At 69.3% G+C, this 17,390-nt stretch carries 14 protein-coding genes and 1 pseudogene; 5 read left to right on the top strand and 10 right to left on the bottom strand.

Annotated features, from left to right (window positions below; genetic code table 11):
• Window positions 1-240: 240 nt before the first annotated feature.
• Complete coding sequence (locus tag A6A29_RS39160) at window positions 241-2,340, top strand: S9 family peptidase (RefSeq protein ID WP_073728863.1); 2,100 nt, start codon at window positions 241-243, stop codon at window positions 2,338-2,340.
• Window positions 2,341-2,376: 36 nt separating this feature from the next.
• Here A6A29_RS39160 and A6A29_RS39155 read toward each other — a convergent pair whose 3' ends face one another.
• Window positions 2,377-4,404, bottom strand: a complete 2,028-nt coding sequence (locus A6A29_RS39155; protein ID WP_073728245.1) for an ABC transporter ATP-binding protein — start codon at window positions 4,402-4,404, stop codon at window positions 2,377-2,379.
• A 605-nt stretch (window positions 4,405-5,009) separates the two neighbouring features.
• On the opposite strand from A6A29_RS39155, the gene A6A29_RS39150 reads away from it, so the two are divergent.
• Window positions 5,010-5,423, top strand: coding sequence for a GFA family protein (locus tag A6A29_RS39150; RefSeq protein ID WP_073728243.1), 414 nt, complete (start codon window positions 5,010-5,012; stop codon window positions 5,421-5,423).
• A gap of 219 nt (window positions 5,424-5,642) precedes the next feature.
• On the opposite strand, the gene A6A29_RS39145 is transcribed toward A6A29_RS39150, so the two are convergent.
• From A6A29_RS39145 to A6A29_RS39115, 7 genes are all read right to left on the bottom strand, one after another.
• A complete protein-coding gene (locus tag A6A29_RS39145) occupies window positions 5,643-7,463 on the bottom strand; it encodes an ABC transporter ATP-binding protein (RefSeq protein WP_073728241.1) in 1,821 nt (606 codons plus the stop codon).
• Window positions 7,460-9,448: an ABC transporter ATP-binding protein gene (locus tag A6A29_RS39140; protein ID WP_073728239.1), complete on the bottom strand. Its 1,989-nt coding sequence runs from the start codon at window positions 9,446-9,448 to the stop codon at window positions 7,460-7,462. The genes A6A29_RS39145 and A6A29_RS39140 overlap by 4 nt, the downstream gene beginning before the upstream one ends.
• 422 nt (window positions 9,449-9,870) lie before the next feature.
• Entirely contained in the window at window positions 9,871-10,068 is a 198-nt protein-coding gene (locus A6A29_RS39135; protein WP_073728237.1) for a hypothetical protein, read from the bottom strand.
• Between the two features lie 745 nt (window positions 10,069-10,813).
• Window positions 10,814-11,410, bottom strand: coding sequence for an HAAS signaling domain-containing protein (locus A6A29_RS39130; RefSeq protein WP_073728235.1), 597 nt, complete (start codon window positions 11,408-11,410; stop codon window positions 10,814-10,816).
• Window positions 11,407-11,616, bottom strand: a complete 210-nt coding sequence (locus tag A6A29_RS39125) for a hypothetical protein (protein WP_073728233.1) — start codon at window positions 11,614-11,616, stop codon at window positions 11,407-11,409. The genes A6A29_RS39130 and A6A29_RS39125 overlap by 4 nt, the downstream gene beginning before the upstream one ends.
• A 302-nt stretch (window positions 11,617-11,918) precedes the next feature.
• Window positions 11,919-12,467: a hypothetical protein gene (locus tag A6A29_RS39120; protein ID WP_073728231.1), complete on the bottom strand. Its 549-nt coding sequence runs from the start codon at window positions 12,465-12,467 to the stop codon at window positions 11,919-11,921.
• Window positions 12,468-12,775: 308 nt separating this feature from the next.
• Window positions 12,776-13,285, bottom strand: a complete 510-nt coding sequence (locus A6A29_RS39115) for a TetR/AcrR family transcriptional regulator (protein WP_338012916.1) — start codon at window positions 13,283-13,285, stop codon at window positions 12,776-12,778.
• Window positions 13,286-13,531: 246 nt separating this feature from the next.
• Between A6A29_RS39115 and A6A29_RS48295 the strand changes: the two are divergent.
• A pseudogene (locus A6A29_RS48295) lies at window positions 13,532-14,318 on the top strand (winged helix-turn-helix domain-containing protein); the annotation flags it as partial.
• A 370-nt stretch (window positions 14,319-14,688) separates the two neighbouring features.
• On the opposite strand, the gene A6A29_RS47350 reads toward A6A29_RS48295, so the two are convergent.
• Window positions 14,689-15,546, bottom strand: coding sequence for a GNAT family N-acetyltransferase (locus A6A29_RS47350; RefSeq protein WP_241838814.1), 858 nt, complete (start codon window positions 15,544-15,546; stop codon window positions 14,689-14,691).
• Window positions 15,547-15,708: 162 nt separating this feature from the next.
• On the bottom strand, window positions 15,709-15,930 hold the full coding sequence (locus A6A29_RS48290) for a zinc finger domain-containing protein (RefSeq protein ID WP_443333371.1): 222 nt from the start codon (window positions 15,928-15,930) through the stop codon (window positions 15,709-15,711).
• A 219-nt stretch (window positions 15,931-16,149) separates the two neighbouring features.
• On the opposite strand from A6A29_RS48290, the gene A6A29_RS39095 reads away from it, so the two are divergent.
• On the top strand, window positions 16,150-16,875 hold the full coding sequence (locus A6A29_RS39095; protein ID WP_073728229.1) for a FadR/GntR family transcriptional regulator: 726 nt from the start codon (window positions 16,150-16,152) through the stop codon (window positions 16,873-16,875).
• Window positions 16,876-16,928: 53 nt separating this feature from the next.
• On the top strand, window positions 16,929-17,333 hold the full coding sequence (locus A6A29_RS46075) for an MFS transporter (RefSeq protein ID WP_338012914.1): 405 nt from the start codon (window positions 16,929-16,931) through the stop codon (window positions 17,331-17,333).
• The last annotated feature ends 57 nt before the right edge of the window (window positions 17,334-17,390 follow it).

Raw genomic sequence — 17,390 nt, 5'->3', positions numbered from 1 at the left:
TGCGTGGGGGCCGGACCGGGCCCGTGGACCGTGGCTGCTAGAATGGTTCCTGTTCGGTTGAGGTCATCATCGAATCAGGGTTGATCACTTGATCCCCGTCACAGCATGAGTTGTCACAGCATGAGTTGCAGGCTCCAGGTCACCGACCTGGAGCCTTTTTTCTTGTCCCACCACGTTCTGGCTTCACGTCGCCGTCGCCGTACCGCAGGCCGCGAAGCCCTCGCAGAGATGGTCAAGATCATGGATATTGAAGGATTTCCCCGCCAGTTCGCGCGAACCCGCCGCTTCTCTCTCGGAGTCCCACGCGAGTTCACCGTCTCCCCGGACGGCGACCGGGTGCTGTTCCTCCGGTCGGAATCCGGCGTCGTTCCGCGCGTCCGACTGTGGATGTACGAGGGGGGTGACGAGCGGATCCTTGCCGATCCAACAGCCGGCGGCAGGGAGGGGGCCCGGGAATCCGAGCGCATCCGTCCCGAACCGATCCCTGTGCGCTCGGCCGGAGTGGTGTCCTACACGACCGACCGCCGCGTTCGGGTGGTGGCATACAGCCTCGACGGTTCGCTGTGGACGGTGCGTACGGACGGTGGCCCGCCACGTCGCATCCAGACCGTCGGCCCGGTGAGAGATCCCCGCCCCTCCCCGGACGGCACTCTGATCGCCTACGTCGCTGGAGGCGCCCTTCGTGTGGTGGGTACCGATGGGGCCGGAGACCGGCCGCTCGCCGTGCCGGAGACCGCGGATACCACCTACGGGCTTCCTGATTACAGCGCTGCCGCGTCCATCGGAAGATCGCGCGGCTACTGGTGGTCTCCGGACAGCGGTGCGCTGCTCGTCGCACGGGTCGACACCTCCGTGGTGGAGCGCCGCTATCTCAGCGATCCCTCGGATCCCGGCCGATCGCCCCGGTCGTTTCCCTATCCAGCGGCAGGTACGGCCAACGCCATCACCTCGTTGCACCTGGTGACGGTCGTCGGCGGTCACACGCCGGTACAACTGCCACGTCAGGCACGTGCGAGTGAAGCCCCCGCCAACAGCTGGGGGCTCGCTTTCGAGTACGTCGTCAGTGCCGACTGGCAGGGTGCGGGCCCGGTGATCAGTCTTCAGACCCGGGATCAGCGAACGATGCGGGTCCTGCGGGCCGACCCCGTGACCGGCGCTGTCGAGCGGCTGTCCCAGCACACCGATGAAGGATGGGTCGAGTTTCCGCCGGGTGCTCCGCTGCACACCGCATCAGGAATGCTGGTGCTGCCCCAGGTCCGCGGTGATGAGCGGACGATCCGGATGGGTGAGGTCCTCGCTCCGGCCGGACTCCAGGTACGCGCGGTACTGGGGTCGGTGGGCGAACGGGTGTTGTTCACCGCGAGTGAAGAGCCGACAGAAGTACATGTGTGGGCATACGAGGCCGGCCACGGCTTCGAACGGCTGACGCACACTCCGGGAGTGCATACGGCCACCGCCGGGGGTGACACCCTCGTGTTGGACAGCAGAACGCCGGACGGGCAGACGGTGACGGTGCTGCGGGGCGGCAAACAGGTCGGCCGGATCGCGGTCCTGGCGGAACAGCCGCTGGTCACACCGCGGCCGGCACATCTGTCGCTGGGGAAGCGGCAGTTGCGCAGCCGACTCCATCTGCCCTCCTGGTACGAACCGGGCATGGACAAGCTGCCCGTACTGCTCAGTCCGTACGCCGGACCCGGTATGCAGGTGGTGACGAAGGCGCACGATTGGTACACGGCGGTGTGCCAGTGGTACGCCGAGCACGGCTTCGCCGTACTGGCTACGGACGGGCGAGGCACCCCCGGGCGCGGGGTGCGGTGGCAGCGGGCCATCCTTGGTGACCGACTCACCCCTGTTCTCGACGACCAGATCGACGGGCTGCACGCCGCTGCTGAACGGTGCGAGGCCATGGACCTGGAACGAGTAGGCATCCGGGGCTGGTCGTTCAGCGGCTATCTTGCCGCCGGCGCCGTGCTGCACCGTCCCGATGTGTTCCACGCGGCGGTCGCGGGCGCGCCGCCGACCGACCGGCGCCTGTACGACACGTACTGGGAGGAGCGCTTCCTCGGCCACCCGCACCTCCAGCCGCTCGACTACGAGCGCAGCTCGCTGATCTCACTCGCTGAGAACCTGACCCGGCCCCTGATGCTCGTGCATGGACTGGCCGACGACAACGTGGCCCCAGCACATACGCTGCGCCTCTCGGCGAAGTTGCTCGCTGCGGGGCGGCCGCACAGAGTGCTGCTGCTCCCGGGGGTCGGGCACCTGGTGACCGGGGAAGGGGTCGCGGACACCCTGCTGCGGCTCGAACTGGACTTCCTGAAGAGCTCACTCGGAGAGTGAACAGGCGCCGGAGCACCGGCTGTTTCCGGGGCGGTATCACTTCGTCGCCTCCTCGGCGGTGGTTGTCGCGGTGGCCGCAGCGGTGCGCGGTTGGTAGCCACCGGCCTGAAGCGTGAACATGGCGGCGTAGTCGCTGCCCAGGGCCATCAGTTCGTCGTGGGATCCGGACTCGACGATGCGACCGCTGTCGAACACATAGATCCGGTGGCAGTCGATGACGCTGGCCAGTCGGTGGGAGATCAGCACGGTGATCTGGTCCTCGCGCAGCCGGCCGCGCAGTACCGCCTCGTAGACAGCGTGCTCGGAAGGGGGGTCCATGCTGGCCGTCGGCTCGTCCAGGAGGAGCAACGGTGCCTTCTTGTACAGGCCGCGGCCCACGGCGACTTTCGCCCACTGCCCGCCCGACAGCTCCTGGCCGTCCTTGAACCGCTTGGACAGGATCGCTTCCCACTGGCCGGGCAGGGCGGCGATGACACCGTCGGCGCCGGAGGCCCGCGCGGCGTCCATCGCCCGCTGCGGATCGACGTCCACAAGAGTGCCGGTCGAGATGGCGATGTTCGACAGGGCGCTGAAAGGGAAGCGGACCGGCTCCTGCAGCACACAGGCCACCTGCCGGTGGACCGACTGGGCGTCCATGTCACGCATGTCGACGCCATCCCAGCGCACGCTGCCCTGCTGCGCCTCGTACAGGCCCGCGAGGAGCTTGGCGCAGGTGCTCTTGCCCGAACCGTTGAGGCCGACGAATGCCACCGTCTCCCCGGCGCGGAGGCTCAAGCTGATCCCGTCCAGGGCCGGTGTGTCCTTGCCGGGGTAGGTGAAGCGCACGTCCTCCAAGGTGATCGTCTTCACCTGCGCGGGCGCCTTCAACGCAGCTTGACGAGGCAGTAGTTGGCGACAGCGCTCCTGCACGGCAAGGAGGTCGTCCACCCATAGGGCGTGCTCGTAGACGAGATGGGCGACCTCGACGAGCCGGGTCAGCGACGCCTGGCCTGCCTGGATGGCGATGACGGCACCGGCACCGGCTGCCAGGGGAAGCCATCCGGCGATCAGCATGGCACCCAGCACCGTGTAGGTGGTGCCGGTGCCGAGCCCGCCCACAGCCCGCCCGGCCAGATTCAGCATCGCGGAGTGCATGCCCAGCCGGCTGTCCTCCGCTGCGATCTTGGTGGTCAGCCGCCGGTGCTCTTCCAGGAGCGCACCTTGCGCGGTGTCGGAGCGCAGTTCGGCGGCCGAGTCCACGTCGAGCATCAGCCACGAGAAGACCCGGACCCGGCGCTGCAGCGTATTCCAGCGTTTGAAGGAGTGGAATCTGGCACGTGCGCTGCGGACGGCGGCCGCGCCGACCGGGACGACGGACAGCAGTAGCAGAGGCAACAGGAGCGGGTGCAGGAGGCTCAGCACTCCGGCGGTGCCGACGAGCCCCAATGCGGCGGACGCGAGGGAGACGACCTGCCCGACGATCTGCCGCGCGTGGAACAGCCCTCGGTCGTTGGCGCGGTGTACCTCGTCGTGCCACTCGGCGTCCTCGACCGCTTCGAGACGCACGTGCGCGGTGAGCCGGAAGAATTCGCATTCCAGGGCCGTGCGGATCTTGGGCGTCACCCTGGCCTGAGCAGCCGCGACGGCGGCCTCCATGAGCGCACGGGCCGCGAGGAAACCGACGACGAGGAGGATCTGGGGAATGGCGGCACGCACACGATCGGGCGTGGGGCCCTGGGCGAACAGGTGCTGGAGAACAGCGACCGAGGCGATCAGCCCGAAGGCGCTCATGGCCGCCGATGCCAGTTGGCAGACGATGACCGTGACCGTGGCGGCGGGGTCCGCACGCCGGGCGAGCCGCCCGATCAGAGCCGTGATCCTGGGCAGCCGGGCGAGGACCTGCCACACCGTGGCGTTCGCGGCCGCGCCATCGTGGACGGACCAGTACGCCTCCTTCATCCCGTCGGTCACATCGCCGTCCTGCGGGCCGGTGGGGAACGTCGCGGGAGGCAGCGGGAGCGGGACGGACCGCGGCGCCGGAACACTCCCGTCGACAGGGACCTTCGGACCGTGAGTGTTCGTCATCCCTCCCGCCTCGCATCCGGCCGTGTCGAGCAGTGGGTGGAGGTGCCGACCTGCCGCACATCAAGGGTGGGAGGAGCCGGGACAGGCCGCCGTCGTTCGAATTCGAGGGGCTGGCACGCGGGGGCGGGGAGCGGAGTCATCGTGTCCTCCAGCAGATCGTCGAATGGCACGGGTGCTCTAGAAACGGGTCACCCGGCACGCCGTAACGGGTGACGGCGAGGGGATTCCTGGACGCTTGTACGAATGTCGCCGCTCGCACCAGGAGCGCGGGGTCATGCCTTTGAAACGCCCTCGTTCGAGCGATGGTCGCCCGTTCGGCCGCTTCCTCCGAGGGTTTCCGGCCAACCTGATGCCCTGGCCGCCCCGTGCGGCGGCTGCGCCCGACCGTGCCCGGCGTACGGCGGCACGGCGGCGGCGATGGCCCGATTCCGCTCGGCCGCTCCAACGCCACGGAATCGGCGTGCCAGGCTGCCCACCCCGGAGCGCCCTCACCCACCCCGGAGGACCCTCACCCGCCTCGAACTCCGCCCGTGGGCCCGTCGTCTTGCGGCGAGCCGACGCGCGTGTCCACCGTCCCGGCCGTGCCGCGACAGCAAGGAACTCCCGTGTCCAGCGACCCGACATCCACGACAGAGGCATCCACCGGCGGCTGCCTGTGCGGCCACATCCGTTTCGAAGCGATGGGAGAGCCCTACGACCCCCACGTATGTGCCTGCCCCCACTGCTCCCGCCTCTCCGGCGGCCCGATCATGGGCTGGGTCGGCTTCCGCCGGACCGGCTTCAGCTGGACCGGGCCCGGAACCCCCAGCTCGTACCGGTCCTGGCCCACGATGCAACGCTGGTTCTGCGCCCTGTGCGGTACGCCCCTCGGGGCTGCCGCCGATGGTGCGGAATACCTCGGAGTCTGTCTCTCGGCCCTGGACAACGGTGCCGGGATCATCCCCATCGGTCACAGCTTCCGCCACAACACACCCGCATGGCTTCCGCCCATCCCCTCCACCCGACCGCCGTCCGAGTGAGCGCTCCTCGGCGTTCCATGGAGGGGATTTCGGGCGGACAGTGTCCGCGTGGATCTCGCCCGTTGTTTCGCTGGTCAGTCGGGGGTACGTGCTTCGGCTCCGCACTCCCTCGATGCGTGGGACCCAGGGCCGAGAACGGGTGATGCCCACACTCCGCTGCCGGCCCGGACCGAAGGCCGAGCGGTCATCCTCCCTTGTCTTCAAGGCAGTTGTTCTCGGTCAGGTGGTCGGCAGGGTTCGGTCACCGGACCTGCCGTAGCCGTCGGCCTGCAGGTGGAAGAGCTCTGCGTAGGTCCCGCCGAGGCGTATCAGTTCGTCGTGACTGCCGCTCTCCGTGATGCGTCCGCCGTCCAGCACGACGATGCGGTCGGCCATCCGGACCGTGGAGAAGCGGTGCGAAACGAGCAGGGTCACCGCCCCGGAGAGGGCTCCCTCCCGGCTCGCACGGGTGTAGCGCTCGAAGATCGCGTGCTCGGTCACGGCGTCGATGCTGGCGCTGGGTTCGTCCAGTACGAGCAGGAGAGGGCTGGTGCGCATCGAGGCGCGAGCCAGTGCGAGCCGCTGCCACTGTCCGCCCGACAGGCCCACGCCTCCGGCCCAGCGGGGGCCGAGCTGGGTATCCAGGCCGTGCGGCAGGCCGTCCAGCACTTCGGTGATGTCCGCCCGGAGCGCGGCCGCACGGACCCGTGACTCCTGCTCCACGTCAGCCAGTTGTCCTATGCCGATGGCCTCCCGGGCAAGGAGCTCGAAGCGTACGTAGTCCTGGAAGCAGGCCGACATGGCACCGCGCCACTCATCGGCGGGCAGTTCCCGGAGCTCCTGGCCATCGACGGTGATCTCGCCGCCGTCGGGTTCGTACAGGCGGCAGAGCAGTTTGATGAGGGTGGTCTTGCCCGCTCCGGTCTCGCCCACGACCGCGACGGTGCTGCCCGGCTCCAGACAGAGGTCGATCTCCCGCAGTACGTCGCGCTCCGCGCCGGGGTAGCGGAAGCTCACTCCACGCAACTCGATGCCGCGTGCCAGACGCGCGGGGACCTGCCCTGTCGCCGGCGGAGCGGGCGTTCCGGCGGCTTGATCGATGCCGTCCACCAGGCGAAGCAGGCGTCGTCCGTCGATCAGTGCCCGCCGCGCACCCGCCACGGCCATGGTGATGTCGTCCACCTGCTCGATGAGTCGCACCGCCAGACCCAGGATGATCAGCGCGGCGCCGACGCCGACCCGGCCGTGTATGGCCTCCTGGACGAGCAGGACGAGCGCGGCCAGCAGGCCGGTCGAGAACACCAGCCATCCGGCCGCCGTGATCCCAGCGGCCCGCCGCTCGGCGCGACCCCGGACCGCGGCAATGTGCGCGGAGCTCTCACGGAACCGTTCGCGCAGCAGCGGTCCGCTGCCGGACAGCCGGATCTCGGCTGTCGCCTGCGGCCGGGTGGCCAGTTCGAAGATGCGGTCGGTGTGTCGCAGAGGCTCGGCCAACTGCTCCTCGGCGCGCATCCGCACGGACTCCGCGCGCCCCGTGGCAGCGACGGCTGGTATCGCCACGAGCAACAGCAGGGCCAGCGCCCCATGCACGGTGACCAGGGCGGCCACGGTGATCGCCACCATGATCAGAACCTGCACCAGGGCGACCAGCCGGACCACCAACGCGCCCAGCGAAGACGACTGGTCCCTGGCCCTCTCGACCTGGTCCAGGTAGGCGGGGTGTTCCAGGTGACCGGTCGTCACCGGCTCGCTCACGGCTTTGACGACCCGGCGTTCAAGGAGGAAGTCGGTCTTCTCCCTGAGAGTCAGCTCCAATTTTCCCGCTGGGTGGTTGAGCGCCGAACTCCCCGCGTCGCACACCGCGAACATGACGGCATAGCCGAGCGATGCCGTGGTGTTCCCGCTCAGGGCCGCGTCGACGAGGAGCCCGAGGGCGACGGCGTCGAGCGGGGCCAGGACGCCCGCGGCGATCCGCAGGGCGATGACCGCGGCCGTGAGCCGCGGGTCGGCGCGCAGGGAGTCGGACAGGACCAGACGGATCAGCCGGAGTGTTTCCTTCACGGTGTCCTCCCGTCCGCGAGGTCCAGGGCTGCGACCTCAATGTCTCCGGCGTTCGGGTCGGGGACATCGAGATCTGAGGCGTCCGGGGCGGGGACGTCCGGGCGCCCTGCGGCCGGCTCCATGGCCTCATCGGTGAAATGGGCGGCCTGGAGACGGAACATCTGTGCGTACCGGCCGTTCAATCGCATCAGCTCGTCGTGGGTTCCCTCCTCGGTGACGGAGCCGCCGTCCAGGACGACGATGCGGTCGGCGCGCCGGACGTTGGCGAAGCGATGGGAGACCAGCACCGTGGTCAAGCCGGTGTCCGTGCCGATGATCCTCTCGAACAGCTCAGCCTCGGCGCGTACGTCCAGACTCGCCGTCGGCTCGTCGAGCACCAGCAAATGGGCGCCCGTCGCGGTGCCGGCCAGTGCACGGGCAACCGCTATGGACTGCCACTGCCCGCCGGAGAGTTCGGTGCCTCCCGTGAAGTCGCGGGACAGCACAGTGTCCAGTCCTCGGGGCAGCCGCCCGATCAGCTCCGACGCCCCTGCCTGCCCGGCCGCGCGCAGTACCGCCGCGTCATCGACCGGACCGGCCGCTCCGACGGCGATGTTGTCGCGGACCGAGAAGGGGTAGCGCACCTGGTCCTGGAAGACCGCGGCGACCCCGGTCCGCCACTCGCCGGACGCGAGGTCCGCGAGATCCGTGCCATCCGCTGTCACCCGGCCACCGGTGGGCCGGACAAGACCGCACAACAGGTTGATCAGAGTGCTCTTGCCCGCACCGTTGGCCCCGACCACCGCCAGGGTTCCGCCCGCCGGGACGGTCAGGTCGATGCCATGGAGAACCTCGTCGGCTGCCGCCGGATAGCGGTAGGTCACGTTCTCGAACCGGATGACGGGCCGGTGCGCGGGTGCGGGGCGTACGGCCCGGTGCGACGCGTTTCCGGTGGGCTCGGGCAGCCGCGCGGCCGCCGAGACGGCGCCGGCCCCGATGGCGAGCCGGGAGAGATCGTTGAAGCTCGGTACGATCCGCCAGATCTGACCGGCCGTCTGGACGTACAGCACCGTGGCGGTGAGCCCGAGCGTCCCGTTCGACAGCTCGCGGCCCATGGAGCCGTAGACCACGGCGTAACCGAGCGCCACCAGCGCCACGCGGGGAAGAAACCGTCGCAGATCGGTGCCGCGCCCGCGCCATACCGGGCTCATGGCCCGCCGGAAGTGCCTGGCGAACCGGTCGCCGACGAAGCCCGCGAGGCCGAAGATCCTGATCTCCTTGCCCGCCGCCGGGTCGAAGGCGAGGTCGCGGTAGTACCTGGCCCGTTCCTGCTCCTCGGTGCGGCCCGCCCAGCCCTTCGCGACCTTGGCGTGCTCCTGGCGGAAGTAGCGGTCCCAGGGGAGGAAGGTGCCCAGTAGCACCAGCGGCGCCCACCATTGGAAGGTGGCCAGGACAGCGGCCGCCGTCAGCCCGTGCAGACGTCCCGCGACCAGACCGGACAGTCCCCCCACCGCGGCGGACGGTCCGAACGCGGCGGTCCTGATGTCCCGCGCCCGCGCCACCGCCTCCCGAAGCCCTTCCCCGCCGTGCTCCTCGCCGTCCGCCGCCGCCATGACCCGCATCCGGGTCCGTTCCTCCAGCCGCGTACCGAGGGCACGGCACAGCGACCTCTGGAGCGGAACGGCGGCCTGCGCGGCGAAGAACACCACGGTCAGCACGGCGAGCACCAGCAGGAGGCGAGTGTGGGCCCTGGTGCCCGCACCGTGGCGCACGGCGTCAGGGAGCGAGCCGATCGCGATGCTGGTGAGCCCCATCTGGACCAGGGGCAGCAGGCCGGTCAACAGCGTGACGGCCAGGAGCCCGGCCGAGAGGCCCCGGCCGGCCCGGGGCAGGGCGGCGGCCAGGTCACGGACGGTGCCCGCAGCCCGCAGAACGCCGTCCGTCCGTGGCCGTCGCCATCGCCCGTGCGGCCGTTCATCGCGCCCGGCATGATCATCGGTGCTCATCGTCGTGCCCTCCTTTCCTGCGAAGTTTCCTGGGGTGTGCGTGATGTTGGTCAGCCAGCCTGTGAATGCTGAGCAGCTTGTGCTCAGATCGGGGCCCGGTTGTGCGGGGCGTGGGCCGGTCGTTCGGTGTCGGACACCAGGGCCAGGAACTCGCCCGGGGTGTAGTGCAGCGCGCAGCAGACGGGCCATCCGATCGCGTACTGCGCGCAAAGTACGGTGAAGCGCTCCCAGCCGACCGGCTGCCGTTCGGCGTACGGCGCGAGGTCAGGAACTTCGCGAACGTCAGGTCCTGCCCGGGGGTGACGTCTCCCGACCGCCGCGCCACCTGCTCCGCCGACAGGTCGTACCCACGGCCCGGCAGGAACTGATCGAGGCAGACGTCCTCGCAAGGATCAGTCCATTCCCGGCTGTACGGTCGCTGGTCACGCGTCACCTCCGGTCCGCCCGGGGAACGACCGGACGTCCTGCGCGATGGCGTCGTCCCCCAGGGTGTGCTCCACGACCGGGAGCACCTGGGGGCTGAGGAAGTAGGTCTCGAACAGCGCCCTCTTGGCGCGGGCGGTTCTCCAGGCGCATCGTGCCCAGCGGGCTGCGGCGCTCGGCTGCCACGCCGGGGTCATGGGCGTACAGATACTCGTCCCGTTGCCCGACCGCCGCCACGGCCGCCGGGTCGAGTACGTCGTCGACCACCGTGAATCCGTACAATTCCAAGCGCTTGGCCACACCCCGCTGGGACGCCTGCCACGACGCTCCTGCTGAACAGTTGAACGGATCGTGCCCCTCGGCCGATACATCAGCGCCGGGTAACCGCACCCTCACTCGTCCCGTCCCCAAACTTGTCCCCGAACAGGGCCGCCACCGAGTAGTAAATCGATCCACCGATGCTAGGAATCCGATCGGAGTGGCGTCAATCGCTTGTAGCCCATAATTTCAAGGAAGTTAACGGAGACGGCGGTTGGCAACATGTAGTGCATCGGTACACAGCCGCCCTCAGGGACTCCGAACCGGACGCGGTCGAGGCGCCCGTGGGGGCCAGCCATCCCAGGACTCTTCTCAGAGCCGGTAGTTGCTCGATGTGATGGAGGCCTCGGGGGCAGCATGCCCGCCAGCCGTTCCCGGGGAGCATAGAAGTCGACCAGGCCGGTGAAGCGCCTCAGTGTGCGTCAACCTCCGGACATGCTTGGACCCGTTGATGTGCCGGCCCGACCCGCCCCCGAGTCCACGACCCAGGGGCGGGCGACTGCCCAAGCACGGCGGTGAACTTCCGGTCGTCTCCGGCACCGTCAGCCGCCTCGGTTTCGAGCACTGGCCGTTCGACGGTGACCCGAAACCGATCAAGTGACCGCTGCCGGTCGAACGACAAGTTCAGGCACGGCGGACCCGCCAGAGCCATGTTGCCGTGCCGGCCAGCACGGCGAGCATCGCCAGGTTGGCCAGGAGCGCCGGGGTGTCGCCCGCCGGGCCTCCGCCGGACAGGTTCCAGGTGGCGATGACGGCACTCGGCAGGACCGCGGCAAGCAGAACGCCGGTGGTCTTCTGGACGGCGACCCAGTGCACCGAGGTGCAGAGCAGTACCGCACCGGTGACGCGCAACAGGACGCCGAACAGCGGCCCGGGGAGGTCGGGGAAGACCATCATGAAGGGCAGTGACAGGGTGAGCATCAGGAGCGGGACCAGGGGGTGCACCTTGCCACGCCGGGCGGGTGTGCCGACACCGTTCCGGGCCGGGGCTCCGGCGGCCCCGTTCCCCGCCTCGGCCAGCGCCGTCGCCGCGATCGTGCGGGGGTCCCCCAGCTCCGCCAGGACCTCTCCGATCGCGGTATCGGGGCGTTCGGCGCGCGTCACCTCGATGTGTTCGGCGAGGTCGGCGAGGAGTTCCTGGCGACGGTCGGCGGGGAGCGCGGAGGCCTCGCGCTCGACGGCGGAGAGGTAGTCGCGTACGGGGTCGGCAGAGGTCTTCATGCGGGGTCTCCGGTACTGGGGTGGGGGGTGGCCAGGAAGGCGTCGACGGCGTTGCGGAAGCCGGGTCGGACGCGGGTGAACTCGTGGAGGAGTTCCGCGTCGTAGCGGGGGCGGTTCCGCATCAGGGCGAGTACGCGGTACTCCAGGACACCCTTGTGCAGCTGGGTGGCTGCCCGGATCTGCCTGGCCGAATCACCTGGTTCCATGCGATGCAAGATACCTGGTGGGGCAAGTGGATGGGAAAGGGGGGCGCGGATCCCCTCGACCCGTCAGACCGGTGGTGCCGGTGCTCACGGCCTTCCGGGTCGTCACCGGGTCGTGTGCAGGCGGGTGGCTCCGACGAAACCCGGAAATCGGAAGCAACTTCTCACCGCCCCGTGCGCGATGGGCAGTCGGGCGCGTCAGTGGAGCCTGCTGTCACGGGGGCGAGGCTGTGCCCAGCGGGACGCGGCGGCGCGAAGGTGTCAGGGCCTTGCCGCACACGAGGTCGTTGGGCAACGGGGCCGGGTCAGCCGACCGGGCCCGCGTCCGCGTCGTTCTTCTTCACGCAGGCGTCGTCGAAGGCCGACAGGGTGATCACGCCGTCCTCCTGGAAGGTCCGGTACTCCGCGACCACGCTCCAGCCGCGCTGATTGAGGACCACCCGGGCCAAGTTGACCACCCCGTCGTCCGCGTCCTTGCGCTCATAGCGTTCCTGTGGCTGCTGCCAGTCGCGCTCGCGCAGCTCGCCCACCACCGCCTCGTAGCGGGCGATGTCCACCGGGGCGGTCTTGGTCCCGAACCCCTTGAAGGCGACGCTGCACGATTGCGACGCCGAGCCGGCCGGGGTGTCGTCGCTCATCCGCCCGTATTCCGGTGCGTTCGCCGGAACGCCCGCGTCCGCGGCCGAGGTGTCGAGGTCCGTACGCACGACTTCCTTCGTGAGTACCCCGGTGCCCTTGGGCCGGGGCGACTTCGGGGTGGCATCCACCTCGGTGCCTGCGTCGCTTGTGCCGCAGCCTGCGGCTCCGAGCGCGATGACTGCTACCGCCACGGTGGCCCACTTCGTTCTGCGCACAGTCACTTCCTCCCAGGTCGGGGGCAGTGCGCCCCGCGATCAAGGGGCGAGTGTGCCACGGCGTACGGGCAGTGCGGCCCCGGCTACCCGGCTGCTCTTTCTACGGGAACACCGGATGCCCGCCGGCCGACGGGCATTCGGCACTCTCCATCGAAGAAGGAGTTCCCGCTGCCGTGCCTCTGGAGCCCGCCGACCACGGGTCCTTGAGCCCCTTACCCACCTCGGGCGGAGGTGTGATGAAGGGCGGTGCTGTGGTGGGTCTGAGGTACATCCGCGTCGGGGCGCGTGCCCCGGGCGGACGCCGGCGGTCACCCCGTTCGATGCGGTGGCTTGTAGAGGTCGTCAAGGCGGAGCGGCGCGGGCTCGGGCAGGGGTGTGCCGTCCGTCGGCAGGCAGGACTGGAGGAAGTAGGCGAGCAGGCGGCGGGATGCGGCCATGGAGGCCGCCGGGGACTCTCGCGCGACGCCGTTGTTGGCCAGAAGCAGAAGGGTGACGTCGCTGGGGTCGAAGTCCTTGCGCAGCTGTCCGGTGTCCTTCGCGCGCTGTACCAGCGGGGCGAGGGATGTCTCGGCGCGGGCACGCTCACGATGGACGTCGGGCGCGTCGGGAAATGGGGAGAGGAACGCGGCGCTGAACCCGCGGTCCTGGGCCTGCATCATGCACACCTTGGTGAGGACGTTGCGAAGTCCGTGCCAGGGATCGTCGTCCTGGAGGGCCTCGTCGAGGGCTGCGACGCACTGGCTGAGTTGTTCGGAGAACGCGGCGGCGATCAGTGAGCCGCGTGTCGGGAAGTACCGGTAGAGGGTGGCGGCACCCACGCCCGCCCTGCGGGCGATTGCGCGCTGGAAGATATGTCGGTGCCGTTGAGGGCGTACGCCTCGCGGGTGGCCTGGAGGAGCCGGGCGCGGTTGTGCCGGGCGTCGGCTCTCTGCCCCGGGGCGGGGGTGCCGGAGGCGGAGGGGGCGGGTTCCGAGACGGTTGAGCAGGCATGTCTCCCGCTTACTGAGGTTTTCGTGTTGTCGTCGGGTGGTGACAGTTCATGATCCCTGCGGTACGCCGGTGGGGTGAGGTATGCGGAGGGTGGGGGCCTGACCGTCGAGCGTCGGGCGTTTCGTGAGGAGGTCCGGTGTCAGGCCGGGCAGCGGTTCGCGGCGGGTGAGAAGACCTCGGTGATCGCGAAGGATCTGCGAGTGAGCGTGCGGTCGGTGGGACGCCGGCGTCGTGCCTGGCGCGAGGGCGGCATGGAGGGCCTGCGTTCCGCAGGTCCGGCGAACTCGCCGACCCTCACCGATGCCCAGTTCGCCGTGGTGGAGGAGGAACTCGGCACAGGCCCGGCGGCGCACGGCTTCGAGGTCGAACGCTGGACCCTGGTCCGGGTCCAGGTGGTGATCCGCCGTCGGCTGTGAGTGAGCCTGCCGGTGGCGACGGTGTGGCGGCTGATGAACGGCACCGCTGATCCTGGCAGGCGCCCGCCCGCAGAGCACTGGAGCGTGACGAGCACGCGGTGGAGCTGTGGAAGAAGAAGGTGTGGCTCCGGGTAAAAGGCTCGCGGCGGCCTCTGGGGCCTGGAACGTCTTCGAGGACGAGGCCGGCTTCTCGATGACGCCGCCCCGTGCCCGTACCTGGGGCCAGCGCGGACATACCCCCGTCATTCGCGTGCGTGGCAGGTCCCGCCGCCGGACCTCGGTTGCCGCGCTGTGTTGCTGCAAGGCCGGAGGGAAGAGCCGTCTCATCCACCGGCCCCGCACGCACCTCCTGCTCAAGGGCGCCCGCGAGAGCTTCTCCTGGCAGGACTGTCGCGACCTCCTGGTGCGGGCACACCTCCAGCTCGACGGACCGATCGTGGCGGTCCGGGCCGACGCTGACAGCCGCTGGGTATGGGGAGCGGAGCACGCGACCGGCGCAACCGACGACGACCGATGGGCCGACGCCGTCGCCGCGAAAGCGGTCCTGCCGACCGGCACGTGCGACGACACCAGCACCATCACCTCCACACCCAGCCGTGAATCCGGCGCGCAATCGACAGCGTGCCTGCGCGGGACCGGGACAGCGGGTGAAATGGCTGGCGGGAGGACGACCGGACCGCCGTCGCTATCGGCCGGGTGGGGACGTTCCGACAGCCCCGGGGGAGTGGACAGTGGCAGTTTCGGCCGGAGCGAGTGGCAATGTCCATCTGACGCGCAGCCTGCGGAGCCGCACATCTTCCCGATCCGCGTGCTGCCTACGAGACCCTACGGCCGGGGAAACCGAGCCGCTTCGTCAGGGCGCGGTTCACCCTTGGGTCTCGTCCGGGTACATACGAGGAGCGCGGCGTGTATCCGCAGCGTTGGTAGAGCGCCAGGGCGTCGTGATTACGGAATCCGGTTTCCAGCACGAGCCGTATGGCGCCGTTGACGGCAGCGTGGCGCTCCAGGCATTCGAGGATGTGCCTGCCAAGGCCGTTTCCGCGTGCGCTCTCTTTCACGTACATGCGCTTGATCTCCGCGGTCTCCGCGTCGAGGAGGCGGATCCCGCCACAGCCGACGGCGCCCCCGTTGTGGTGGGCTATGAGGAACAGGCCCTGCGGCGGGTCGAATTGTGCGGCGGGGGTCTCTCCTGGGTCTTCGGCGAATCCGTAGGTCGCGACCTGGGCGAGATGCAGGGCTCGGGTGAGGTAGTGCGCGTCGGGGTGGTCGTAGGGCACCGTGCTCAGTCGGGGAAGGGCTGAGCCGACTGGGGCGGAGCTGAGGTTGGTCATGTAGTTGATAGTGCTCGGTCCCGGCCAGGTGGCGATGCTCAGGTTGTTGGCCTCGGTGGCGCCGCGGGTGAAGAAGACGTCTGAAGCCTTCAGGCCGATGTTCAGCTGGCTGCCCAGCAGTTCGGCCATGACCGCACGGGCGCCGCCCGTGCGGGGCCCGGCATACGTGGAGAGGTCCCCGTCACGGATGAAGCGGTTCAGCAGCGCGGAGAGGCAGTGGGCAAGATCCGGGGAGGGCGGGAAGCGGTTGCAGCCCTCCCCGTCTTTAACTTCAAGGCAGCGGGTGGGTCGGGCGGGGGTGTACCCCCAGCCCACCCTGCTGTCACGGCTTGTAGTCGTCAACCCTGGTCAACCCCGATCTACGTCGGCACGGTGCGGCCCCTCCGGTCTCTACGCTGTCGCCTTCCACCACCCCTGGGAGGCGCCCGGCTTCGTCACGAGGCCCCGGGCGACGTCCCCGGCGGCCATCAGCTGGTGGTGACCAAGGAACCCGGGGCTGAGCAGTCACCCCCCGGGAGTTGATTCGCTGGACTCGGCCGAGCTCGGCGCCTGAGTAGCCGTCCACGGCACCTTGGTGAAGTGGCCGGTGTGGTAGGCGCTGGTGACTGCCCCGCTGCGCGAGCGGCACGGCGAGCCGGGGGCGGCCTTGCGCTTCGGACACGGATGGCGCTCGACGAGATCGGCTTCGGACTCAGGTCCGGCGAAAGGTTCTTGAGGGGCCGTCACGGAACCAGGCCTTCGCACAACGGCCGTCTCGGACCCCCCTCCTGCCACCTTTGAGCGCGAACGGGTTCTGAGTGGGCGTTTGATGTTGATCTCTGCGGGCCATTTTCAGGCAGTTTGCACAGTCTTGTGACCACGCATCGCGCGGTGTGACATGGATCACCTTGGTGCATTGGGGGCGCCATGTGTTTACCTACAGCTGTCCAACATTTGGAGGTATGTATGGAGGGGTTGAGAGAGCCGCGTCGTGGCGCGACCCTGTCCGCCCAGGCCGCTGATCAACTACGGGAGCAGATCGCCTCCGGCCGCTGGCCGGTCGGTAGTCGGATACCTCCCGAACACGAGTTGGTCGCGATTCTCGGAATCAGTCGCAACACCGTGCGAGAGGCCTTGCGCGCTTTGGTGCACCTGGGCCTGCTGGAAGCCCGCGCCGGAGACGGCACCTACGTCCGGGGCGCCAGCGAGCTGGAGGCAGTGCTGGTGCGCAGGGCGGCAACGGCACACCTGTCCGATGTCTTCGAGCTGCGCGCGGTGTTGGAGGAGCATGCTGCGGGGCTGGCCGCGCAGCGTCGGACGAGCGCAGACGTGAAGCGACTGCGGGAGCTGCTGCACAAGGCGCAGGAGACCAACTGTGCCGGTGAGATGACCGCGTTGGCCGACGTCGATGGCTCATTCCACCTGGCGGTGGTGGAAGCAGGCGGGAACAGGTTGCTTGCCGAGGTCTACAAGCACTTGGGGAGCGCGCTGGCCGCAGCGGTCGCCGGGCTGACCTGGGGCAGTGATATCGCCGCCGAACACGACCACTGGCACACCACCCTCGTAGAGGCCATTGCGGCGGGAGATGCGGTGACTGCCCGCTCCGCCGCCTCCACGCTCGTACGGATCAGCCGCCGCGCCGCGCCGGGGCAAGAGGGGGTGCATGAGCGTGACTGTTCCGAAGGGCGCTGACGCCCCCGGGGTCGAATCCGACGGTCACCAGGGCGGAGCGCCTCGCATGGGGGTTGCTCCTGGTTGGGAACTTGCTTGTTGCGGCGAATCTGCGGGCGCCGCTGACAGGTGTCGGCTCGGTGCTGCCGATGATCGAACACGACACCGGCTTGTCCAGCCCCGCGGCAGGACTGCTCAACGCTTTGCCACTGCTGGCTTTCGCGGCCACGTCACCGCTGGTGGGCAGGAGTGCGCAGCGCCACGGAACCGAGCGTGTCTTGTGGATCGCTTTGCTGGTGCTGACGGTCGGCATTGTGCTGCGCTCGCTGCCAGGCGTGCTGACCTTGTTCGCAGGCACCGTGATCATGGCAGCAGCGATCGCCTACGGAACGTGCCGCTGCCCTCGCTGGTCAAGAGCACTGTTCCCGAACGGCGGATCGCCGCAGTCACCGGGCTCTACGTCACTGTCATGGGGTTGATAGCCGCGCTCCTCCGGGGTGTCCGTGCCCCTGGCTGACCATCTTCCCGAAGGATGG

Origin of the sequence: Streptomyces sp. TSRI0281 (assembly GCF_001905125.1) — a bacterium.
Lineage (GTDB): Bacteria > Actinomycetota > Actinomycetes > Streptomycetales > Streptomycetaceae > Streptomyces.
Note: the sequence above shows the minus strand (reverse complement) of the source record. Positions and strands in the feature narration are given on the sequence as shown.

What these genes read in the sequence shown, in the direction of transcription:
- A6A29_RS39160 (WP_073728863.1), top strand. Translation starts at nt 241, where the DNA reads ATGGATATTGAAGGATTTCCCCGCCAGTTCGCGCGAACCCGCCGCTTC.
- A6A29_RS39155 (WP_073728245.1), bottom strand. Translation starts at nt 4,404, where the DNA reads ATGACGAACACTCACGGTCCGAAGGTCCCTGTCGACGGGAGTGTTCCG.
- A6A29_RS39140 (WP_073728239.1), bottom strand. Translation starts at nt 9,448, where the DNA reads ATGAGCACCGATGATCATGCCGGGCGCGATGAACGGCCGCACGGGCGA.
- A6A29_RS39135 (WP_073728237.1), bottom strand. Translation starts at nt 10,068, where the DNA reads ATGACCCCGGCGTGGCAGCCGAGCGCCGCAGCCCGCTGGGCACGATGC.
- A6A29_RS39130 (WP_073728235.1), bottom strand. Translation starts at nt 11,410, where the DNA reads ATGAAGACCTCTGCCGACCCCGTACGCGACTACCTCTCCGCCGTCGAG.
- A6A29_RS39125 (WP_073728233.1), bottom strand. Translation starts at nt 11,616, where the DNA reads ATGGAACCAGGTGATTCGGCCAGGCAGATCCGGGCAGCCACCCAGCTG.
- A6A29_RS39095 (WP_073728229.1), top strand. Translation starts at nt 16,150, where the DNA reads ATGGAGGGGTTGAGAGAGCCGCGTCGTGGCGCGACCCTGTCCGCCCAG.